A 22375-nucleotide genomic window follows, 5' to 3' on the forward strand; every position below is an offset into this window, starting at 1 on the left:
TCGCGGTCAGACGGCGCGGCCGTGTGATTTGGGCAGGCCGCGGGTATTGGCGGCCTTGACGAACTCGGCTCGGGGGTCATGGAGCTCACCGAGGGCGACGACCTGGCGGCGAAACGGCAGTTCCAGCAGCCAGTCGCCGAGGATGCGGGCCTTGTGGGACGCGGTCGGCATCTTCGCCAGGTGGTAGCAGCGGTGCAGCAACCATGCCGGGAAGCCCTTGAGCTTCACCCCGTAGACCTCGGCCGCGCCTTGGAACAGGCCGAGCCCGGCCACCGCTCCGGCGTATTTGTGTTTGTAGTTGCCGAGTTTCTCACCGCGCAGGAGCGCGAGGATGTTGTCCGCCAGCACCTTGGCCTGGCGCACCGCATGTTGCGCCGACGGGCTGCACAGGGCGTCCGGGTCGCTGCTCGTCAGGTCCGGGACCGCGGCGGAGTCACCGGCGGAGAACACGTTGTGGATGCCGCGGACCTGGAGTTTCGCCGTGCACTCGACACGGCCCTTGGAGTCCCTGGGCAGGTCGCTGTCCTCCAGCATCGGGTGCGGCCTGACCCCGGCCGTCCACACCACCGTGTCGGCATCGAACACGTCGCCGTCGGAGAGCATCACATGTCCGTCCATAAAGGACTTCGCGGTGGTGTTCAGCTTCACCTCGATGCCGCGTTCCGTCAGCCGCTGCTTGGTGTATTCGCTCATCGGCGGGCTGACCTCGGGCATGATCCGGCCCATCGCTTCGACCAGCACCCAGCGCATGTCCCGGGACGCGACCTGCGGATAGCTGCGGATCGCGTAGCGGGACATGCTCTCCAGCTCGGCCATCGCCTCGATGCCCGCGTAGCCGCCACCGACGAACACGAACGTCAACAACCGGCGTCGGAGCTTTTCGTCGGTGGTACTGGCCGCGATATCCAACCTGGAAAGCACGTGGTTGCGCAGGAAGATCGCCTCGCCGATGGTCTTGAACCCGACGCCCTGCTCGGCTAAGCCGGGAATGGGCAGCGCCCGCGAGATCGAGCCGGGGACGGCCACCAGGATGTCGTAGCCGCAGTGCACGACTCTCCCGTCGCCGAGCGTCGCGGTCAGCTGCCGATCGGCGTGGTCGATGGCGGATACCTGCGCGGTCAGCACTTCGCACTTGCGCAGCGCCTCACGCAGCGGCACCACCACGTGCCGCGGTTCGAGCGACCCGGCCGCAGCCTCCGGGAGAAACGGCTGGTAGGTCATGTGCGGCTGGGTATCGATCACCGTGACTCGGGCTTCGCCCGGCCGCAGCATCCGCTGCAGGCGCAATGCGAGGGTCAGGCCGACGTGTCCGCCGCCGATGATCACGATCCGTGGCTCAGGCATGCTGCGGCTCCCCTCTCGCACCGGAGCGGGTGCGGCGCGGGTCCACTTCGCGCTCCGGGTGCCGCCGCAGGTACTCCTGTTCGAGCTCGAAGGTGCGCGCCGTGTGTTCCCGCAGCGCATCCGCAGAACCGTGCAGGAAGGTCTCGTTGCGGGTCTGGTGCAGGTGCCGCAGTTCCCGCAGCAGCAGACCTTCGGTCAGCTCGTTGCCGGGAATCCCGGTGGTCGTGCTCATGTCGTCCTCCCGCGTCGGCAGGCAGGCGCAACCGCGACGCCGTGGGGTCACGACGTCATTGCCGGAATACCCCACCTGCCGCGACCGGACACCTGCCGGATCGTGCCTCCAGGCTGCGGTGCGGCCGATCGGTCGGCGACTCGATCGCGGGGGGATCAGGCAGCTTCGTCGAGCGTTTCCGCCTGCGTGTGTCGAACGACCGGCCTGGTAGGGCGGGTCTCTGGTGCGCCGATCCAGGCCAGCAGGCCGAGCACGGCGGTGAATCCGGTGACGGCGAACGCCGCCCGGTACGACACCGTGTCGACGAGCACGCCGGCGATCAGCGGGCCGACGATCGCGCCGCAATCGGCGGCCATCTGGAACGCGGCCAGCACCGGCCCGCCCTTGCCCGTCGCGCCGACGAGGTCGGCGACCGCGGCGTTCTGGGCGGGGTTGAGGATTCCGGCGCCCATACCGGCGATCAGCGAGGCGGCGAGGAACCACGGGACGGAGTCGGTGAAGCCGAGTGAGGCCGTGGCCAGGCCGGAGACGGCAAGCCCCACGAGCACCAGCGGTTTGCGCCCGCGCTTGTCCGCGATTCGGCCGGACAACAACAGCACTGCGGCGTTGCCGGCGGCGAACACGGATAGTGCGACGCCCGCCATCGACTGGGTGGAGCGAAGGGCCTCGACCACGAACAGCGGGACCAACGCGATCCGGACGCCGTAAACCGCCCAGCCGTTGCTGAAGTTCGACAGCATCGCCGCCCGGTAGGCGCGGTGACGCAGCGCCTGGCCGACCGTCATCGATGGCGCGCCGGTGTCGACCTGCCGCGCGGCCAGCGTCGACTTCCGCAGCAACAACCAGCCGATGAAGGCCGCGACGAACAGCGCGATTCCGTAGGTGATGAACGGCAGGCGCAGCGAGTAGCCGACCATGAGGCCGCCGATGATCGGCCCGGAGACGCTGCCCAGCAGGAAACTCGTCGCCCACAGTCCGGACGCGCGGCCGCGCAGGTGCGGTGGGGCGAGGCGGACCAGCAGCGCCAAGGCCGACACCGTGAACATCGTCGAACCGGTGCCGCCGAGGGCCCGGAAGATCAGCAGCTGCCAGTAGGAACCCGCGAACGCGCAGGCGGCGGTGCTGACGCCGACGATGCTGATGCCCCACACGTAGATGGAGCGCTCCCCGAAGAACGACACCAGACGCCCGCTGACCGGCGCGAAGACCAGCCGCATCAAGGCAAACGCGCTGATCACGAAGGACGCCGCAGTCACCCCGACGTCGAAGCTGGCAGCGAACGTCGGTAGTGCCGGCGACACGATGCCCATGCCGACGGCGACGATGAAGCTGCCGATGACCAGTACCCAGATCTCGCGAGGTAGGGAACCGATGCCGGAGTCCTCGGTGGTCTCATCCGCCGTTGCCGAGCTGCTCGACACCGTTCCTCCCAACCTACTTAGGCAAACTAAGCGAAACACGCGCCTTCGACGCGGTCAATCAACTAACCGCGTCTCAGCAACTTCGTGCGTTGTTAACGCGCGCCTCGGCCCGCTATTCCGGGTGAGAGGTGTTCGTCACAGGAGATCGTCGATGCGGCGGGCATAGGCCGTCACGGCGTAGACCACCTCGAAACCGCAGGCTTCGGCGAACCGCTCGGCCGTGCCGCCCTCCTCGCAGTGCGCCGCGACGAGCAGCGCATCACGCTCGTGCAGCTCGTCGACGACCTCCGCGACCAGCTCCCGTCCGACGCCCCGGCGTCGGCGGCCGGGCCGCACGATCACCTGCTCGACCAGGCCGATGCCGCGCTCGATGAAGCCCTGCGCGAATCCGGCGATGCGGTCGGCACCCGGATCGTCGACGACGCGCAACACGCAGCGCGGATCGTCGATCCGGTGCCCGAGGTTGCGCAGCAGCCGCCGCTCGCCCGACGCGGAGAGCCCGGCGTCGTCGGCGATCAGGTCAACGATCGCGGGCAGATCATGGTCCTCGGCCGGACGCGCGAGCCCCTTGGCGTCCTGGCGAACCCGGTGCAGCAGCGCCACGAGTTCTTCCACCGCGCGCCAACCTGCGTCGTCGGCGATGCCTTCGATCTCCGCGACCGTAGTCGGCGACGCGTAGACGACGGCCTCGGCGCGACCCGCCTCGGCGAAGACCTGCTCCAGCGCCAACAGGGTCCCGGCGACCTCGGCGAGCGTGCCCCACAACGCGCACGCGTGGTTCGCGATGGGCAACGGGTTGTCCTGGTTGAGCACCAGCGTCGCGGCGCCGACTCGCGTGCGCAGCCCGTAACGCACGGTGGCCGAGGCCAGCCGCGCGGTCTCGATCAGCCCGGCGAGATCGCGAGCCTGCCGGGGGTCGAGCAGGGCTTCGTCGTCAGGGTCGTGCAGCGGATCCACCCTTTCATTGTCCCCGCCCCGTTCGGCTCGGCGCGCGGTCGGACTGACTAGGCATGGCGCGCTCTGCGCACGCCCGCAGAACTCGCCGAGAAGCTGCTGGTCGTCTTGTTCGACGCGAACTCGGTGAGCGCAAGGCACCACGACATTCGCGACGGGGTACCGAACATCACACGCGTCCAAGATGATCACCTTCCACAAGGTCCCACCTAAAGCTCAGCCTGGCGCGGCTGGGCATGGTCGTGCAGGAACGGCGCCCGACAATGTCCACATTGGACCTATTGATCGATGACGGCCTCGCCTGATGCCTCCTGCTACATCCAGGTGATCTGCCTCAACCGCGCCCGAAAATGCCACGCTACGCATTAGCCTCGATACCGAGCGTGTCCAAGCCGTGGTCAACCCTGCGCCGACGGTGCCGCCGTCCGGGGGCGGGTTTCCCACCGGGCGCTGGAGGATCATCGAGCGACGAGTTCGCTTCTCCGCTCTAGCCGAGCCGACCGGGTGTGGGGCCCACAAGATACGGAGGCACCGTGACCGGGACCTGCCACCATCGCCGGGAACGACTGCGCCGCGAGGCCGAGGCGCAGCTGCGGGACCGGTCCCTGCCGACCTGGCAGCACCGGGTGCTCCAGCGATTCGCGGTGGAGCACGAAAACGGCTGGTTTCCGCTGCTCCACCGATCCGCGCCGCACACCCCGGCCGACCGGCCCGACGCGGTGCTCGTCGGGCCGCTCGGGGTGTTGCTGATCCTGTTGCGCGACGAGGAACCCGGGTGGGAGACCTCGCGGGAGGCGTTCGTGTGGGCCGCGGAACGGCTGGCCGGAGCCTCGATCGGGCCGGGCATGCTGACCGAAGCGGCGGCCCGGACGGTGCTCGTGCAGCCCGCCGGCCACCGCGGCCGCCCGTCGAATACCGGCGAACACCTCACGATCACCGACGGCGAACTCGACCGGATCCTGCGGCGCGGCGAACGGGTACTGGAAGAAGCGGATGTGCAGGCCATCGCCCGGCACCTGGACGGCCGCACCTTCGACCTGACGCCGATCATGTGGCAACCGCGGCGGATCCCGCAGCAGCGCGGCCCCGGCCGGACCGGCGGTACGGCAAGCCCGTTCGACATACCCGACCCGCGCCGGGAGCAGGTCGAGCGCGCCCCGGAGCGACTGTTCCCGGACTGGCGGTTCTTCCTGGACGGCACCCAGCTCGGCGCGGTGCGACGGCGCTACTCGGGGCCCGCGCGGATCACCGGCCCGGCCGGCACCGGCAAATCCGTGGTGGCCCTGCACCGCTTGGCCTACCTGGCGCGACGCACCACCGGGCGACTGCTGTTCACCACGCACCTGCGCAACCTGCCGTTGATCGCCGAAGAACAGTTCCGGTCCCTAGCGCCGCAGCTCGCGCAACGCATCGAGTTCACCCACCTGCACGCCTGGGCGCGCGACTTCCTGGCCGGGCGCGGGCGGGCCGCCGAGGTCGACGAGCAGCAGGTGGAGCAGGCATTCAACGCGGTTTGGCAACGCTCCGAGCTGACCGAGACGCTGCGCAACTTCAGGCCGGTGCGCGGCTACTGGAAGGACGAGATCGACCGGGTGATCAAGGGACGCGGCATCCGGTCGTTGGAGACCTACCGGTCGGTGTCGCGAAAGGGCCGCGGCGCGAACCTGCCACCCGAATTCCGGGCGTATGTTTGGCAGTTCTACTGCGAGTATGAGCGCGCGCTGTCCGAACGGGACGCCTTCGACCACAACGACGTGCTGATGCGGGCGCTGGCCGAGATCGAACGCCGCCCGTTGCCCCGGCAGTACACCTCGGTTGTGGTCGACGAGGTCCAAGACCTGACGCTGATCGGGCTGCGACTGGTGCACGCGATCAGCGGCGACGGGCCGGACCAGCTGCTGCTCGTCGGCGACGGTCAGCAGCAGGTGCACGCCGGTGGTTGGCGGCTGTCCGAGGCCGGAATCTCGTTGCGGGGCCGCGGGGAAATCCTGCGCCGCAACTACCGGAACCGGCTCGCGATCACCGAGCGGGCCGGGGAGCTCGACGCGATCGACCGGTTTGACGACCTCGAGGGCGGCCCGACCGTTTCGCTGCGCTCGTCGCGGCCGGTGCTGCGCGGCGGGCAGGTCGTCGAGTGGCAAGGTAGAAACCAAGAGGAGGCCGTGGTCTCCGCGCTCCGGCGCCTCAACGACAACTCCAGTGTTGCCGTGCTCACCCGCACCAATGGCACCGCCGAGCATTGGGAAAAGGTGTTGCGCGCCGCGGGTTTCGCGGTTCGTCCGGTGGGCCGCTGGGACGGGCGGGCTTGCGCGCCCATCCACGTCGGCACCGTGCACCGTGCCAAGGGCACCGAGTTCCGCAGCGTGTTCCTGCCTGGCGAACCGCTGCCGTCAGGTCGCTACCGGGAAGAGCGCGAAGCGCTGCACCGACAACGTCTGGTCGGCATGACCCGGGCCCGCGATTTCCTGTGGCTTGGCACCGTGATCTCGTCGTGCGGCGCACCGTCGCGATCAACCACCCGATCTCGGGGTCCCGAGTCAGGGTCTTCTCCGGACCCCACCTGATATCGCCCGGTCCCGGCGCCCAGCAGCCTGGATCCGTGGCGAAGGGAACCTCACAGCGCTGGCGGCATGCCGTCGTGTGGCTGCACGTGATCACCTCGGTCGGCTGGATGGCCCAAGCACTGGTGCTTTTCGCCTTGCTGGCAACAAGCTTCACCAGCGCCGACCCGGCCGTCCGGATCGGCGCGACCTCGATGGCGCACGTGATCGACATGCGCCTGCTCGCCCCGTTCGCCAACGCCGCGGCGTTCACCGGCTTCATGCTCGCCGCATCCACGGCATGGGGATTCTTCCGGAACTGGTGGGTACTGGCGAAGTTCGCGATCACCCTCGTCCAGCTCTATGCCGGGATCTTCATCCTTTCCGCCGCGCTGCAGCGCTCGGTCGAGGCCGCCGCGGCAGGGCAACCCACCCCGCCGCTCCCGCAACTGGTCGGCACCGCGCTGATGGCGTCGGCGATCGCCTTCCAGGCTTGGCTTTCGATCGCCAAGCCCTGGCGCCGCACCCCTTGGGCGGCGGGGCCGAAGCCGCCGACCGCCCCGAACTGGATCTTCGCCACGGCGGTGGCAGCTCCCCTGATCGACATCGCAACCGGCCTCGCCCTCGGCTTCCCCTCCCCGCTCTGCCAGCTGATCGTCCTGACCACCCGCCTGATCGGTCGACGTCGCGAACTCCGACCACGGCTCCCGAACTCACCCCGCCGGCAGCCGGTAGACGCACATCGCGCTGCTTCCGATCAGCAGCTGGACCACCATCGAGAGTCCTCATAGCTAAAGAGGTCTTGAACGATATCTCCCTCGATCACGTTGTGAGGCAGTTCAAGCCGCACGTTGTGAGGGTCAAGCTGAAGGTCATCGACAACGTCGACGGTTAGGATGCGCTGACCAGCGAAGTGATGATCTCCTGCACCTTTCGCTCCTCGTCCAGCAGGAGGAATGGACGATCTCAGCAGCGAGACGCGAGAACGCCTGAACCGCCTCGAACACAAAGCCCCCGGCGACCAGATCAAGAAGGGGGCAGCCGATCTGCGGTTGCTGGCCGAGGCGCACGCGCAATGCAGCAACGACGACGCAATGCTGGTCACCCATGAAATGATCATTTCGTACGAACCATTCAGCCCGGATCCCTACTTCCTCGATGTACCGGCTGCGGCCCCCAACATCCTCCACGGACGCGACGAGTGGGAAATTGACCTCTCCCAGTGGGACAAAGACATCGAAGCCCCTGAGCACGAGGGCAGCACAGCAACAGGACAACACGTATTGACCTGTGCCCGGTCACAGCCTCCGGCGGTCACCGAAATCGTTGACCTTCTCAACCGCAGCAGCCAACCCGGCCAGCTCGCCCTGGGCCAAAACCCCTACCGGACAGACACTGCACGGCACGACGTTCACTGTGACTGAACGCGACGACGATTAGGCTCCTGCCCGCTGGAGCCTTCCAGGTCGTAGTCCCGTTTGACCTGCGCGGCCAAAGAAGCATGCAGGTAGATCACCGTCTTGCGACAGCCGATGCACCGCCACGGCCCGCTTGAGAAACGTCATGATTAGAACGGGGGCTCGCCCCACGGATCGCGCTCCACCTGGAGCGCTCCAGCCGGAAGCGGTAGATTGGTCACGACGTAGAGGTTGAGGATGTCGTCACGGTCTATGAACATGATCTGGCTTCGCTTGGCGTCGTGAAGCGCATTGCCGATCCAGTTCCGGGCGGCCTTGGTGATTTCGCCTCCAGCAACAATGAAGCCGTGATCCACCAGAACGCGCTTGTTTGTCTCGGGATCAAAGATCTCGTGCGCGAGCATCATGAGGGCCTGGTTGTGGAGCTCCGCAACGTTGGCGTTGCCCGCTCTGGTGACACCGGACGCGTCGATCTTGCCCTTCTTGGCTTGGATGCCGAAGTAGAGGAAGTGCTGCGTAGGCAGCGTGTAGCGCATCCAAATGTCCTTGCCGTACTCCAGCGACTTGTCCTTGTGGCCGGCCGCCGTGATGCGGTGGAACCCGAGCTGGCGGAACAGCGGTAGCAGGATTTCCTCGATCAGTTCGTCTTCGCTGCACCTACCGAGGTACGCGGCGAGTGAGTTGCGGCGCTTGACCTCCGCTGCCGTCAGCGGCCGATGGGGGTTCGCCTGCAGAACAGTAACGGTGTTCGTCCCGACGTGACGGATATAGCAATGCCGATCATCGCCATAAAAGGCTTCAAAGCCTTCCTTGGTCAACACTTCGTTGAGCTGGCGCAGCGCGTTCTGCCTGTCTGGTCCCTCATTCGTCGCATCGCTGGGACTCATGAGATGGTCGATCAGGCGACAGAAGATCTCAGGCGGGTGCGTTGGGCCGTCGTGCGGCTCGCCGAGCATAGAATCGAGTACGTCGGCGACCCAGCGATGCCTGGTGGATCCGTCATGCCTCCATTCGGTGTCGAGCTCTTGGAAGAACTCAGTGATGTAGCTACTTGACCGGTACGGGAAGTACTTCGGCTCCGTCCCAGGGGCTGGGTCGTGCGAGCCGAGATTTCCGCAGATCAGGTCAGCGAGCGCCTCGGAGTTCTTCCGCCTGAACTTCATACCTGCCGACCTTTCCCTCCAGGGCAGGACGCCCGTCCTCACAGGTGTGTCGCCCGAATTCTCTACCTTGACGGTCGATCCCAATGCGGTCCGGCCGGTTGGCCCGATGCGGCTGACATGTCTGCCGCCAGCCCCAGCGCCGACCAACAACGGCTATGGCGGTGATGGAACAAGCGCCTCCACCGCCCCAATCCGCTTGAAAAGCTCCTGAAGGACACCCCACGTGGAGCGCCCGGCAAAGATCCAAGAAAATCCAACAGGACCGCCCGATCGGCCTAGTCTCCGACAAGCGTGTTGTCGGTGGGCTCCGGCAGGCTTAACAACGTTGGCATCAAGCGCGGCGGGTTGGCGGTCATGGAGATCACAGGCGAGCGAATTCGGGCAGCGCTGGAGTCAAACCCAACTCTGACACTGCTTAAGGCATACTCAAGAGACTGGGTGCTCCCGCTGTTCGCTGAGCATCTCGAGCAGGTCGACGGGTCGGTTTCCGCCGAGTGGTTCCACGAACGCGTTCTCGAGGCGCGGGCACAAGTCCCAGAGTGGCAAAGCAACGTCGCACCGGCCGACCACTGCCGTGACTGGGTCGAGAAGCGTTGGCTGGAGACCGAGACGCTCAACGGGCGCCTGAGGTACCGGCTGTCGCCCTACTCCCTGCGGGCGCTTCGGTTCGTCCGTGAGCTTGTCGAAGGCGAGACCACTGTCAGCGGCGCGCGCCTCGGCTCCATCTCGCACGCAGTACGGCTCCTGGCCGATATGACCGACCCCGACCGGGTTGTCCAAGTGCGACGTATCGACCAACAGATCGTCGAGTTGCGCAAGAGACGCGAAGACATCGCTTCCGGACGAGTGCGGCTGGCGACCCTGGAGGAGATGAAGCAGCAGCTGCGCGAGATACTCGCCATGACCAGATCGCTTCCGGCCGACTTCCGCCAGCTGCGCACCATGGTTGAGGACCGCCACCAGGAAGTCTCGCGACGGGCCATGGCCCAGGGGCCGCCTAAAGCAGATCTTGTAGAGGACTACCTCCGCGAGAACGATCTGCTGTCGAAGACGAGCCAGGGCACGGCGTACCTCGGGTTCTCCCAGCTGCTGTCGTCCAGGCAGACCGACCAGCTCCGCTCCGACATCGACCAGATCCTCGCGCAGGACTTCGCGCGTGAGCACATGACTGCTGCACAGCGTGACGAACTCGACAGCATGCTCTCGACGCTCCTTGCCGCAGAACTTGACGTGCAGAACAGCTACGTACGCTGGTCCGCATCGCTGCGCCGTCTACTCACACGTGCCGCCCACGGCCGCCACCAGCGGCTGCTCAATCTCGCCGACCGCGCTCTTCACGCAGGCGGAACCTGGGTACAAGTCAAGCCGGGACAACGGTATGTACCGCAGGACGTGCTCGGCGTGGGCCCTCTCGCGATCGTCGACATCTCCCAGACCCAACTATGGCGAGACCACGGCCCTCAGGAGGTCGTCGTTGAGGTCGGCGAGCAACGCACGACGCTGCCCGCCGAGGACCGGGCCGCCCTACGGTTGGCTGCGGGCACGAGCCCGCGTGCCATCGGACGGACCATCAACAAGCTGCTCACCAGTCGGCCGGCGGTGACCGGCGCCGAGGTGTTCGAAGCGACTGCGTCTGAGTTCCAGCGCCTGGGCACCCTGGTGAGCCTGCTCGACCTTGCCGTCATGCACGGGCAGGTCGATATCGGCCTCGTCAAGACGGTGCGGCTGTCCGGAGACCGAGCCGTCGCCCTCGAGGCGACCCTGCCTCATCTCGTCTTCGACTCCCCTATCCCTGTGAAGGAGATGCCGTGAACGAGCGCACCGACGCCGTCGACGACGACTCGACATCCAGCGACGACTTGGACGAGCATGGCCTCGAAGGCGCAGCGAACTTTCCCAGCGGGTCGCAGCTGCCGACTGCGACGCGGCGAGCGTTGACGACACTGCTGACCAACCGATTCATCACCCGTTCTCGCAACCGATCCGCGTGGGACGCGTTGCTGGCATACGAGAACGAGATCCGTGAGCGTCTCGCTGACATGTATCTACTCCTCGTCGTCGACAAGGACTATGAAGTCGCCTTCAAACGGCAGGACCCGGCGGAAGACTCACCTCGACTTCTGCGCCGCGACAAACCGCTGCACCGTGATGCTTCCTTACTGCTGATTCACCTGCGCAAGGAACACACTTACACGGACGCAGCCGACGAACCGGTCGTGATTACCCGCGCTCAGGTCGGCGAGTTCCTGCGCCCGTTCCGGGAGGACGGCGACGGCGACGAGGCCCGGTTCGAAAGTCGCGTGGACAAGGCCATCCGCGCTGTGGTCGAGCTGAAGCTGCTGACGCCGGACCCGGATGCGGACTACCTGTTCACCGTTTCGCCTGCCGTAGTGCCACTGATCGGCGCTGACGAGATGATGCGCATGGAGCGGCACTTCGTTCAGGCGGCTAAAGCAGAGGGCGCAACCGATGGCTCTGACGAAGTCAAGACCGACGAGGACCTCACGTGACTACGCCTGAGACGACCGCGAGGCAGGCCGAGCAGAACGTCCTCCCTCTTGCCGTGACCGACGAGCACGGTGCGGCACAGTTCCGCATTAGCCAGGTGCAGATCCTTAACTGGGGTGCTTATTCAGGCTTGCAGACCATGACCGTGGCGCGATCGGGCACCGCAATCGTCGGACCGTCTGGGCGCGGCAAGTCGACCCTGCTGGACGCTATGGCCTCGGTGATCCTGCCCAATCCACAGGAGTTCAACCAGGCTGCTCGCGACGATCGCGGCAAGAAGCGCGAACGGACCGTCTATTCGTATGCACGTGGTCACACCGATCAACGGCAGGACGAGAACCGGCGCTCTGCGACGACGAATTACCTGCGACCTCCGGGCGGTTCTGGGTTTCCCAGCGGTGCGGCTATCACGTGGAAGACCGATGACGGGCGAAGCGCTACCGCATTCCGGCTGGCGTGGGTCGGCTCGGATGCAGACGGGCCAGACGCGATCAACGGCGCCACTGTGTACGGATTTGTCAACGACGCCTTCGACCTGGCACAGCTCAACGGCATCACCGCCGTCCGCCAGGGCGCCTCGCCACTGTCGAAGACGTCGCTGGAGCGTCTCGTTGACCTGAGTCGCGGAGACGTGGTCGACACGTCGCAGGCGCGGGTGCACGCGAAGATGCGCACCATCATGGGAATGGGCGCCACCGACGAGTCGCAGCGCTTGGCAATGCAGCTGCTGCGTCGTGCCCAGGCATCCAAAGGCATCTTCTCCATCAATGCCCTGTTCAAGGAGTTCGTGCTCACCGAACCACTCGCCTTGACCCGTTGGGATGTCGCGCTTGAGGCGTATCGCGAGGCGTCCCGGCTCTACGAGGAATTCGAAACCGCCCGCCGTCGCACCGAAACCCTCGCTCCTCTTCCCGGGATCGCCGAAAAGTACCGCGCTGCCGGCGCGGACTACATAGCCAAGCACAAGCTTCTGATCCGTGACGGAGACAATCCACCTCGGATTCAAGTGTGGCATGCGCAGAAGGTCATCGAATGGGCCGAGGCCGCCATCGAAAACAATCGTCTATCCAGAGCTGAGGTCGACGAAAACCACGCACTCGCAGCCGAAGCAGCCGAAGAGGCGGACAAGCGCGAGAAGGACACTCTCGCACAGCTCACCGCGGCCGGGGGCGACCGTTCTGAAGCCCTCGGGATCCTTCTCCAGCAGGCGAAGAAAAACCTGGCGCACGTCGAGATCGACCGGCGTCAGTTCGAGCGTCGGCTCTCCACGTTCGAGTTACCGCTGCCTACCTCGCCGGGAGATGTGACGCTCACCCACACCTGCCTCGATGACCTCGCCGTGCAGGAAGCGAAGACGCTGCAAGAAGCCTCCGAATCGGCTGGCAAAGCAGAGGGACGAGTCTGGCGGCTACGAGACGAAGCCCAAGCGAAGCAGGGCGAAATCAACGAGTTACGGGCACGGCGTAGCCTCATCCCGAAGGATGCTGACGAACGTCGCAACCAGATCGTGTCCGCGCTCAGTATCGATACCGACCGGTTGCGATATGCCGGGGAGCTGCTCCAAGTCAAGCACGACCATCGTCGATGGGAAAAAGCCGTCATCGGCCTGCTGCTGCCTTTATCGAGCACCCTCCTGGTCGACACCCGCGACTTCGCACGGGTGCGAAGGTACGTGCACGACCACGACATGCGAGGGTCGATCACCATCACCCACGCAGTCTCCGACGTGGCAACACCGGCCCCGATGGCTGGTGGGGTCCCGGCACTGCTCGACATCGCCGACCACCCATTCCAAGGATGGCTCGCAACCGAGTTGAACGAGACCGCGAACTTTCTCTGTGTGGAGACCGACTCCGAGCTGGACGGCACCCGCCCCGCATGGGCGCGGGGGGCGATCACCCCGGCCGGCATGCGCACCGGCTCCCGGAACCGATTCACCAAGGACGATCGTCGCCTGCGTTACCCATGGATCGGGTGGGACACCCGTCGACTGTTGCAGGAACTCGACGATGAACTCGAGTCGATTCAACGGGAACTCCAGGTCTCCGACACCGTGTCGAAAGAGGCCGGCCAGGTACGTGACTCGGTTCGTGCCCGGCTAACTGAGCTAGAAATCTTGCGGACCGAGCTGACCTGGGACCGAATCGACGCCTCGGCCATGCAAGAGCGGATAACCGAGCTCGAAACCCAACTCATGCAAGCGAACTCTCCTGAGGTAGCGCACCTCATGGAGCTGCTCGAAGTGCATCGCGAGAAGGCTGTCACCGCCTGTAGCAACCTACATCGACTGAAGGAGGAGCAGGCCAGGCACGACAAAGAACGCGACGACCTCGCCTCCGTCATGGACGCGGCGAAGGACCGTGTCGAAGCCGCACCACCGTTGACCGACGAGGAGCATGCCGCGCTCGCCGCCACCCCGTTCACCGCGCCGACTGGCACCGCCGGAATCGCCGCAAGCTTGACAACCGCGATCAGCAACCTGAGTGAGCAGATCGAACGGCACAAACAAGACCGGGAGAAGCTCGAGACTGCGGTGGTCAGCCGCATCGCCGCATACCGGAACCTGGACGAACGAACTGCGCGCGAGACTGATGGAACGATCGATTCCCTACCAGCCCTGCTGGCGATTTACCAACAACTGGTGACCGACGATCTCCCCCGAGCCAAGGGTGCCTGGCTCGTAAAAGTCGACGAAGACATGAACCGGCAACTACGGGGAGTGCTCGTCCAAATCCAGGATGATGCGCGGACCATCAAGCGAGGGCTGGACCCGATCAACGACGTGCTGCGCCACGTGCGGTTTCGTACCGACGCCATGCTCAGCATCGAACCGGTCGAGCGCCCTAGCAGCGACCTGAACGAATTTCGCAAGGTCATCACCCGGTACACCAGCAACACCATTGGGATGGACACCGAGCGAGACGCTGACCAGGTAGAGAAGTCCTTCACCCAACTACGAAAGCACCTGGCCAAACTCGACGACCAGTCGCGAGCCGGAGACGCCTGGCGGCGGCGAGTATTCGACGCCCGCGAACACGTCGAGTTCCAAGCCATCGAGACCCGCCCTGACGGGGTCAAGGTCATCCATGACGGCGTCTCGGGCATGAGTGGCGGCGAAGGACAGGAACTGATCGCTTTCATCCTCGGCGCCGCGCTGCGATTTCGCCTCGGCGAAGGGCATGAGGGCCCGCCCAGATACGCGTCGGTCATCCTCGACGAAGGGTTCGTCAAGGCAGACAGCGACTACACCGGCAGATCCCTGTCCGCCCTGCAAGCCCTCGGCTTCCAGCTCATCGTGGGCGCACCACGCGAGAAAGCGACTGCTTTTGAGGACTACGTGGAATCCGTCGCCTACATCAACATCGATACTGACAACCCGACCCAAGTACGCATCTACCCGATGACGATGAAGGAGGCTATGCGCCTCGAGCAGGAGCAGAACTGATGCACAATCCCGACCATGTGCTCGACCAAGTACGTACCCGGTACCGGAAGAACTGGCGCGACTGGCTGCTGCACAGCGCCGATACACAATCCTCGTTTCCCCTTGCACCGCCATCGGCGCAAGCGATCGCACGCGAGTCCGACGCTGTCGGCCGCTGGGTCCGGCTCTGGCGGAACTGGTCAGAGACACGCCCGACCGCCCGGCTACGCAGCGTAATGCGCCGTACGGTCGTGGGCACCCAGGAAGTATTCACCCATCTGGACCTCCCTACAGTCGACGACCTCGTCGAGCTCGACCAGGAGCTCACCGAGCACTGGCTGCGGGCGAACGCCAGGTGGGCGCAGCTTCGCGCTCTGCCCGGCGGTGTCGTCGACGAGCGATTGCGCCCTTACCTGCAGCAGATCGTCGACCTGGACGATCCCGACTTCGATATCCTGCTCGATGCCACCAAGTGGTTCACCGAGAACCCACGTTCCGGACTAACGGTTCGACAGGTGCCCGTACGAGGTATGCACACCAAGTGGCTTGCCCGAAACCGCCGGCTCGTGCTGGCCTGCCTCAACATCGCCCAACAGCCGAGCACCAGCAGCGACCAGCCAGATGAGGGGCTGGAACAGGACGATCTGGACCCTCTCGGGCTGAAGGCGCTGCCCGTATATGTCGATGTGATCCTGGCCGACCCCGCCGATCGCGCGCTGATAGGCGGCCTGCGGCATCTAAGTGCCCCGCTGCCGGAGATCGGCGCGCTGCCGCTGCGCCCCGAGATCGTCTTGATCGTCGAAAACAAGGAGTCCGCCTACTTGGTGCCTGACCGGCCTCGAACCGTGGTCGTCCATTCGCTGGGCAACAACCTCAACGTCCTCGACGAGATCGGATGGCTGGATAGTGCACGTCAGCTGTACTGGGGCGACCTCGACCGTGCCGGATTGACCTTGCTGTCGCGTGCTCGTGCCCGTCTGCCACACCTCGTTTCCGTCCTCATGGACCCGGCCACGCTTGAAGAACACAGGGCTCTTGCCGTCACCGACCAGACACGCGCCGATGAACCGGATCCCAACCTCACCGACGTCGAAACAGCGACCCTGGCCGCGCTTGCTGCGGAACACGGCATCTACGTGCGCCTCGAGCAAGAACGACTTCCGTCGCCGTTCGTTCGCGACCAACTAAGCCGCGTCATGGACACATGAGAACGACCAACGACCACGGGATATGTGGTGAGTCCGCCGCCTGGTAGCAGATACGCCGGGTTCGGGAATCGGCCCGGAGAAACCGACAACTAGAAACACCCAAAGGTCGCTCCAGGAGCCGATCGGGAGGGATACGGGGATGACTCGAACAGATGACGGTGACCAGCCGATGATGAAAGCGGCAAACGGCGAGCCCATCGCGCCTGACCAACGGTGGGCATACCGCAAAGGCGCTCACGACCCCGTGACCTGCGTCGATATCCTGCGCCTTGGTTCCACCCGCCCTGCGCGAGTGCGCGTGCGTTTCGTCGAGGATGCATACGAGGGACACGAAGACTGGGTACCGCCGAACCGGTTGAAGGTCCGCTGGAAAGACGTCGCTGCGTGGCAAGAACGAGAAGAGCGCTGGAACGCCGTGCGGGACGCATCAGCGGAGGCACGCAACACAACGGAGAACGACGCCGCAGGCTGGATCTTCGACCTCTTGCCCGGTTACAACTATGCAAAACAATTGTGGGGTCGGGACGAAGGTGCGCTGGCGATCAGGGATGTCGATGCTTTGGTGGCAGACCTTGGGATCGACCGAACGATAGTGGTCGGCGACCCGGTGGCCTTCACCGACGACGACGGCTCGCTGATCGTGCCGTGGCGAGTAATGCATGAGGTTGCTCGGTTGTTGGCACAGAAGCACTCCGACCACTACATATCCGAGGTCACGAAGGAGGAGCGCGAGCACGAGCACAAGAACCGCTGGGGATACATGTCCGGCTCGGGCCACATCAGCGCCGAGATCTGCGCCGAGGTAGACGAAGAACACGGCCGTCCACTCCGTGACCTCATCCGCCAGTGGTGCGGAGCTAAAGCCATCGCGCGTCAAGACGAGCTCGACGCACTCCGCGCTGAGGTGAAACGGCTCGGAACCCTCGTCGAGCGCGCTGTCGATGCCGTACGCAACGCAGGCGACGAAAAGTCCGCCCGCGAACTGGAACGCGATCTGGGGATACCGGTCGAGGTGCTGCGCCAGGCCAACCGCGAGAATCAGCGTCGATCAGGGCCGTACGGGCTCCACCGTCCGAGATAGGGCCGCAAGTCTTCGGGCTTCGGCTCGACGTCCTCCGGCGCTTCTACTGACCCGGCGAGCGGATCAATCTCATCGGCGTAGGCCTCCGCCCACTCGACGAGCCACTTCGCGTCGGCTTGACCAGCGTGACGTGCCGCCTGAGCAAACGCGCGGATCCGTTGCGCCTGTTCCCAGCCGTCGAGCTGCTCCAGCAATACTTTGACCCGGTTGTCGCGCCGGAACGCGACCCGCGCGGACGCCACTGCGTCTTTCCAGGCCCGCTGTCGAGCCGCTGCTTTCTCTTCTTCGGCGCGCTTGCGCGCCGTCTTCTCCCGCGCAATGTCCTCGACCGCGGCCAGAACGTCACCGAGCCGATCTTCGAGGGACCATCGCTTGCGATCGGCCCAACGTTGCTGGGCCCCGAACCGCCAGGTCCCAGAAACGCTCATGCCAAGCTTGCCCGAGGGCACCTTTTTGACCTCTGGCCTGATCCGTTGCCAGTCGTAGAGTTCGGTTTTCTCGAGTTCCGCAGTGCCCGGCAGGATGTCTTGCTTCACGAGCTCTTCCTCGACCGTGACAGTCTGGGCGAAACCGTCGATGCGGATCTCGACGCCTTGCGAGGTGTCGTCCGACCAGCCGACTTCGTAGCCCCGCTTTTCAGCCTCCACCAGCAGCGTATGCATGATCCGCATGGCACGTGGCAGGCTGTTCTCCGAGACGCCCAGAACGTTGCCGGGTTGGCTGAGCACCGCCAACAGCGGATGCCATTCCTCTACCGAGATCGGCACCTCAACACGAGCCGCGCCCGGCGCTGAATTCGAGTTGACGTGAGAAGCGGAGACCAGCTGCACGCGAATATCGCGTGTCCGCCACTGGCTCTTCTCGAGCCGCTGGCCGGCCGGTACAAGGTGATTGCGCTTCGCGAAGTCGATCACCCGGCGCAGGTCATCCCGCTCGGTAGGGTTCGCGTCCTCGATGACCACCTGCCCGTCGCGTTGCAATGTCGCGAGCAATTCCTCGGCGGCCTTCCGCCGATTGGCGGCCACGGCCGCGGTGGCGTGAGGTGGCGGCCTACGCCCCTTGGTTCCCTTGCTGCCAGCTCCTTCGTTATCAGGGCTCGCTCGCTTCTTGATGGCTTCGCCGCTGCGGTTACCGGGTGTACCAACGTGACCGTCCTGCACCGGCTGTTCAGGATGATGGCCGTGCTCGATGTAATAGCGACCGGCGTCGGTGATCATCGCGCGCCAACCATCGCCTCGGCTCACTCGCACCAGGCCACGGGCTGCGAGCGCTCGCGCCGAGACACGGAGTGCGACCGCTTCCGAGCTACTGAGATCATCACCGTCAGCGATCCTCCGTAACACGGCAACCTGCTTGTCGTTGAGCTTGCCCCACTTGCGCATACGCTTCCCCACGTCACGGACGAACGTTGTCGGCACACGGCTGGACTCTGAGATTCTGCCCGTCACGCCTCCACCCGATGATGTGAACCGACGGTTCGATTTGCAAAGGCGCCGCTCACACAATCTCGCCACTGCGCACCGTGACGCCATGACCAACGGAACAACACCCGCTTCTCCTGCTATCTACGACAAGCCTCTCGGAGAACCGCGCCCAGCAGGTCGAGCAGTGATCTATCTGCGGGTGTCATCAAAGCGGCAGGTGGGACGGGACTACGACCCCGAAGGCATCTCGATCCCAGCACAGCGCGCCGCGTGTCACCGCAAGGCCGCACAGCTCGGTTTGACGATCGCGGACGAGTACGTCGAGCCAGGACGATCAGGCACCGAGATCGCGAAGCGCTCCTCATTCCAGCGAATGCTCGGTCGCATCCGTGACTCAGGCGACGCTGATCATGTGATCGTGTACAAACTGTCACGACTGGCCGCCGCCGGCGATGTCACCCTCGCCCAACTGTCCGAACAACTTCACCACCAACGTCAACACACCCGCCCCACCCGTGGACACCCCCAACAGGTGTCGATCAGCAAGCTCGCCCGAATGCTGCGCGACCGCTACTACCTCGGCTACATCACCTACCGAGGCGAAGAACTCCCCGGCCGACACGAGCCGATCATCGAGCAGGACCTATTCGACCGCGTCCAAGCCGTCCTCGACGCCCGCACCACCAACCCCAACAAGCACGACACCTTACGGGAGTAAAACCCGAAAACACGCCCTGACCAGCAAAAAAAACTCTCGCTCGAATTACGAGCGAGAGGGTTGCTCTGCGTACAACCCGCAGGTCAGAGCGCAAAAATCGAATCTTCAGTGGAGGTGCCGGGAATCGAACCCGGGTCCTCCGTCGCTTCACCAAGACTTCTCCGTGCGCAGTCCGCTGTGTCTCTACTCGGCTTCACCGGTCTCGCGAACTAGCCGGTGTGACAAGCCCAGTCGCTGTTCGATGTCCCACCAGGTCCCGCGACCGGACCTGGCGGTAAGAGCCTCCTAGCTGATGCCGGATCCCGGGTCGGAGGCAGTCCCGGTCCGACAGAGTCGCTCCTCGCTCAGGCGGCGAGGGCGAACTCGCGCTGACTCTTGTCGGCGCTTATTCGATTGCGGCGACGCTCACGGTGGTCTCCCGCCTGCACCGGCACGCTTCCCTTGGATCAACGTACGGAGTCGAAACCGTTCACCCCCTCGTCCGGTTCGGCTTTCGAACCGGTGTACATCAGGATAACGCCTCGCTCCCCGACGATCATTCCCATATCCCTGAACCGATCAGGCTCCCAGGCCGAGCAGCCGGGACGGTGTGTCATGCAGCACACCGCGCAGGAATTCCGCACCGAGTCGGCGGTCGGTTTCGGCCCAGCTCGCGATGGCCGCGAGCTGCTCGGCGTAGGGGTAGGGGATGTTCGGGAAGTCACTGCCAAGAACGATTCGGTCGGCGTGCGCGGCCAGCCGTGACGGCCAGTCGGCAGGCAGCGATGCGAACTGCTCGCTGAAAGCGACCCCGACCATCGTGGTGTCGAGGTGCACCCGCGGATAGCGGTCCACCAGCTCCAGCGCCGTGCCGTAGTCCGGCATGCCCGCGTGCGCCAACACCGCGATCAACCGCGGATGGCGACGCAGGACTTCTTCGAACACGTCGAGCCCGGTGTATTCGCCGCGCTGCGGGCCGTCGCCGCAGTGCACCACGGTTGGCACCCCCGCCTCGGCGAGCAGGCCCCATGCCGGGTCCAACAGCGCGTCACGCGGGTCGAAGGCCCCGACCTGGACGTGCGCCTTGACGCACCGCGCCCCGGCGTCGAGCGCTTTGGTCAGGTAGCCCGTGACAGACGGCTCGGGGAAGATCGTCGCCGTGGGCACCGCGTCGGGCGTGCGGGCCGCGAAGTCCAACGCCCAGTCGGTCAGCCAGGCCGCCATGTCCGGCTTGTGCGCGTAAACAAGCGGGGCGAAGGTCGTCACCCCGAGGTCGCGGAGCACCTGCAACCGGGTCTCCTCGGCGTGCCGGTAGTAGATCGCCCACTCAGTGCCGTAGTGCGTGGCCGCCTGGTCGAAGAACGCCCAGACCTTGTTCATGACCCGCTCGGGCAGGAAGTGCGTGTGGATGTCGATCAGCCCGGGCAGCCCGAGTTCGGCCACCCAGGCCGGGACGTCCGCGTCGCTGCGCGGAACCACTAACGCATGCCCTTGCGCGCCCGGCCGATGGCCCGCTGCATCTCGCGGTCCGCGTCCCGCTTGGCCAGGTCTTGGCGCTTGTCGTGGGCCTTCTTCCCGCGGGCAAGGGCGAGTTCGACCTTGGCCTTGCCGTCGCTGAAGTACAGCGCCATCGGGATCAGGCTCAGCCCGCTCTCCTTGATCTTGCCGATCAGCCGGAGGATTTCGTGCTTGTGCAGCAGGAGTTTGCGGGACCGGCGCGGCTCGTGGTTGGTCCACGTTCCCTCGGTGTACTCGGGAATGTGCACGTTGCGCAGCCAGACCTCGCCGTCGTCGACGGTGGCGAAGCCGTCGACGAGTTGCGCCTTGCCCTGCCGCAGGCTCTTGACCTCGGTGCCGGTTAGCACGATTCCGGTCTCGTAGGTGTCGAGCACCGACCAGTCGTGCCGCGCCTTGCGGTTCTGCGCGATGACCTTGCGGCCGCGTTCCTTCACCATGCGGACAACTCTAGCTTTCCTGTCACGTGAGTTTCGGTACCGCGGTTTCCAACGAAAACCGAGGTACCGATAGTCCCGCTACAGGCGAACGTAGAGGCGGAGTGTGACATAGCCGGTGACCGCCGAGACGGCCGCCGCGACGAGCAGCAGGACCGGCGAGATCAGGGCGATGTCGCCCCATTCGACGTTGGGGATGATGCCGGTGCCGAACACCGGTGCCATGACCCGGTCGATGAAGGTGGCTTTGGAGATCAGCAGGCCGATGATGGCCAGGAACGCGCCGATGAGACCGGAGACCACCGCCTCCAGGAGGAACGGCAGCTGGGTGTACCACCGGGTGGCGCCGACCAGCCGCATGATGCCGGTCTCGGTGCGCCGGGTGAACGCCGAGAGCTGGATGGTGTTGGAGATCAGCAGCAGCGCCGCGAGCGCCTGCACCAGCGCGATGGAGAACGTCGCGTTGCGGATTCCGTTGAGCACGTCGAACAGCCGGTTCAGATATTCGGCCTGGTCGACGACGTTGTCCACGCCGGGCCGCCCGGTGAACTTCTGCTGCAGGGCCGGGAAGCGCGCCTGGTCGGACAGCTTGACGCGCAGCGAGGCGGGCATCGCCTCGGCGCGGGCGACGTCGCGCAGTTCGGGCTGCGACGCGAAGACCTTGTTGAAGTTCTCGAACGCCTTCTGCCGGTTCTCGAAGGTCACCGACTCCACGCCGGAGGTGCGCTTGAGGTCGGACATGATGCTCGCGCACGGCTGCTGGGTGCAGTCATTGTCGTTGGCGCTGACGTCGTCGGTCAGGAACACCACGACCTCGACGCGATCCTGGTAGATCTCCTGCATCTTGTCGATCAGCCGGACCACGAGGAGACCGCCACCGAGCAGACCCACCGAAATGGCGGTCGTCAGGATCATCGCGATGGTCATCGTCACGTTGCGCCGAAGGCCGTTGACGACCTCGCTGAATACGAAGCTCGCGCGCATCTTGTGTCAGCTTCCTGCCGGTCGG

18 protein-coding genes and 1 other RNA gene are annotated in these 22375 nt (G+C 65.3%); 9 read left to right on the top strand and 10 right to left on the bottom strand.

Annotated features, from left to right (window positions below; all coding sequences use genetic code 11):
- Window positions 1-6 precede the first annotated feature (6 nt).
- The 4 genes from BJ970_RS04165 to BJ970_RS04180 all read right to left on the bottom strand — a co-directional run bounded on the left by BJ970_RS04165 (window position 7) and on the right by BJ970_RS04180 (window position 3954).
- Window positions 7-1344: an NAD(P)/FAD-dependent oxidoreductase gene (locus tag BJ970_RS04165; RefSeq protein ID WP_184723949.1), complete on the bottom strand. Its 1338-nt coding sequence runs from the start codon at window positions 1342-1344 to the stop codon at window positions 7-9.
- Window positions 1337-1576 (bottom strand): DUF6158 family protein, encoded by a 240-nt coding sequence (locus BJ970_RS04170; protein WP_184723952.1) that lies wholly within the window; start codon window positions 1574-1576, stop codon window positions 1337-1339. The genes BJ970_RS04165 and BJ970_RS04170 overlap by 8 nt, the downstream gene beginning before the upstream one ends.
- A gap of 155 nt (window positions 1577-1731) precedes the next feature.
- Window positions 1732-2997: an MFS transporter gene (locus BJ970_RS04175; RefSeq protein ID WP_184723954.1), complete on the bottom strand. Its 1266-nt coding sequence runs from the start codon at window positions 2995-2997 to the stop codon at window positions 1732-1734.
- A 135-nt stretch (window positions 2998-3132) separates the two neighbouring features.
- Window positions 3133-3954: a GNAT family N-acetyltransferase gene (locus tag BJ970_RS04180; protein WP_184723957.1), complete on the bottom strand. Its 822-nt coding sequence runs from the start codon at window positions 3952-3954 to the stop codon at window positions 3133-3135.
- Between the two features lie 530 nt (window positions 3955-4484).
- Between BJ970_RS04180 and BJ970_RS04185 the strand changes: the two genes are divergently transcribed.
- From BJ970_RS04185 to BJ970_RS04195, 3 genes are all read left to right on the top strand, one after another.
- Window positions 4485-6515, top strand: a complete 2031-nt coding sequence (locus tag BJ970_RS04185) for a UvrD-helicase domain-containing protein (protein WP_184723960.1) — start codon at window positions 4485-4487, stop codon at window positions 6513-6515.
- 107 nt (window positions 6516-6622) lie between these two features.
- The gene (locus tag BJ970_RS04190) at window positions 6623-7282 is read left to right on the top strand and encodes a hypothetical protein (protein WP_246471168.1); all 660 of its coding nucleotides are present in this window, start codon (window positions 6623-6625) and stop codon (window positions 7280-7282) included.
- A gap of 165 nt (window positions 7283-7447) precedes the next feature.
- Window positions 7448-7915, top strand: coding sequence for a hypothetical protein (locus BJ970_RS04195; RefSeq protein ID WP_184723963.1), 468 nt, complete (start codon window positions 7448-7450; stop codon window positions 7913-7915).
- Window positions 7916-8058: 143 nt separating this feature from the next.
- On the opposite strand, the gene BJ970_RS04200 is transcribed toward BJ970_RS04195, so the two are convergent.
- Window positions 8059-9072 (bottom strand): PDDEXK family nuclease, encoded by a 1014-nt coding sequence (locus BJ970_RS04200; RefSeq protein ID WP_184723966.1) that lies wholly within the window; start codon window positions 9070-9072, stop codon window positions 8059-8061.
- Window positions 9073-9426: 354 nt separating this feature from the next.
- Here BJ970_RS04200 and BJ970_RS04205 point away from each other — a divergent pair, with 354 nt between their 5' ends.
- The 5 genes from BJ970_RS04205 (at window position 9427) to BJ970_RS04225 (ending at window position 17293) form a co-directional block, all read left to right on the top strand.
- A complete protein-coding gene (locus tag BJ970_RS04205) occupies window positions 9427-10884 on the top strand; it encodes a DUF3375 family protein (RefSeq protein ID WP_221467028.1) in 1458 nt (485 codons plus the stop codon).
- On the top strand, window positions 10881-11582 hold the full coding sequence (locus BJ970_RS04210; RefSeq protein WP_184723971.1) for a DUF4194 domain-containing protein: 702 nt from the start codon (window positions 10881-10883) through the stop codon (window positions 11580-11582). The genes BJ970_RS04205 and BJ970_RS04210 overlap by 4 nt, the downstream gene beginning before the upstream one ends.
- Window positions 11579-15025: an ATP-binding protein gene (locus tag BJ970_RS39380; protein ID WP_184723973.1), complete on the top strand. Its 3447-nt coding sequence runs from the start codon at window positions 11579-11581 to the stop codon at window positions 15023-15025. The genes BJ970_RS04210 and BJ970_RS39380 overlap by 4 nt, the downstream gene beginning before the upstream one ends.
- Complete coding sequence (locus tag BJ970_RS04220) at window positions 15025-16212, top strand: Wadjet anti-phage system protein JetD domain-containing protein (protein ID WP_184723976.1); 1188 nt, start codon at window positions 15025-15027, stop codon at window positions 16210-16212. Before BJ970_RS39380 ends, BJ970_RS04220 begins: the two co-directional genes overlap by 1 nt.
- Window positions 16213-16351: 139 nt before the next feature.
- Entirely contained in the window at window positions 16352-17293 is a 942-nt protein-coding gene (locus tag BJ970_RS04225) for a hypothetical protein (RefSeq protein WP_184723979.1), read from the top strand.
- Here the strand turns inward: BJ970_RS04225 and BJ970_RS04230 are convergent.
- Window positions 17251-18510: a hypothetical protein gene (locus tag BJ970_RS04230; protein WP_184723980.1), complete on the bottom strand. Its 1260-nt coding sequence runs from the start codon at window positions 18508-18510 to the stop codon at window positions 17251-17253. The two genes, BJ970_RS04225 and BJ970_RS04230, sit on opposite strands and share 43 nt — an antisense overlap.
- 313 nt (window positions 18511-18823) lie before the next feature.
- Here BJ970_RS04230 and BJ970_RS04235 point away from each other — a divergent pair, with 313 nt between their 5' ends.
- The gene (locus BJ970_RS04235; protein WP_184723983.1) at window positions 18824-19435 is read left to right on the top strand and encodes a recombinase family protein; all 612 of its coding nucleotides are present in this window, start codon (window positions 18824-18826) and stop codon (window positions 19433-19435) included.
- A gap of 106 nt (window positions 19436-19541) precedes the next feature.
- Here BJ970_RS04235 and ssrA read toward each other — a convergent pair.
- The 4 genes from ssrA to ftsX all read right to left on the bottom strand — a co-directional run bounded on the left by ssrA (window position 19542) and on the right by ftsX (window position 22350).
- Window positions 19542-19912, bottom strand: a transfer-messenger RNA (tmRNA) gene (gene ssrA / locus BJ970_RS04240).
- 81 nt (window positions 19913-19993) lie between these two features.
- Entirely contained in the window at window positions 19994-20893 is a 900-nt protein-coding gene (locus BJ970_RS04245; protein ID WP_184723986.1) for an amidohydrolase family protein, read from the bottom strand.
- A complete protein-coding gene (gene smpB / locus BJ970_RS04250) occupies window positions 20893-21369 on the bottom strand; it encodes an SsrA-binding protein SmpB (RefSeq protein ID WP_184723989.1) in 477 nt (158 codons plus the stop codon). Before smpB ends, BJ970_RS04245 begins: the two co-directional genes overlap by 1 nt.
- A 78-nt stretch (window positions 21370-21447) precedes the next feature.
- Window positions 21448-22350, bottom strand: a complete 903-nt coding sequence (gene ftsX, locus BJ970_RS04255; protein ID WP_184723993.1) for a permease-like cell division protein FtsX — start codon at window positions 22348-22350, stop codon at window positions 21448-21450.
- Between the last annotated feature and the right edge of the window lie 25 nt (window positions 22351-22375).

Source organism: Saccharopolyspora phatthalungensis (assembly GCF_014203395.1).
GTDB lineage: Bacteria > Actinomycetota > Actinomycetes > Mycobacteriales > Pseudonocardiaceae > Saccharopolyspora > Saccharopolyspora phatthalungensis.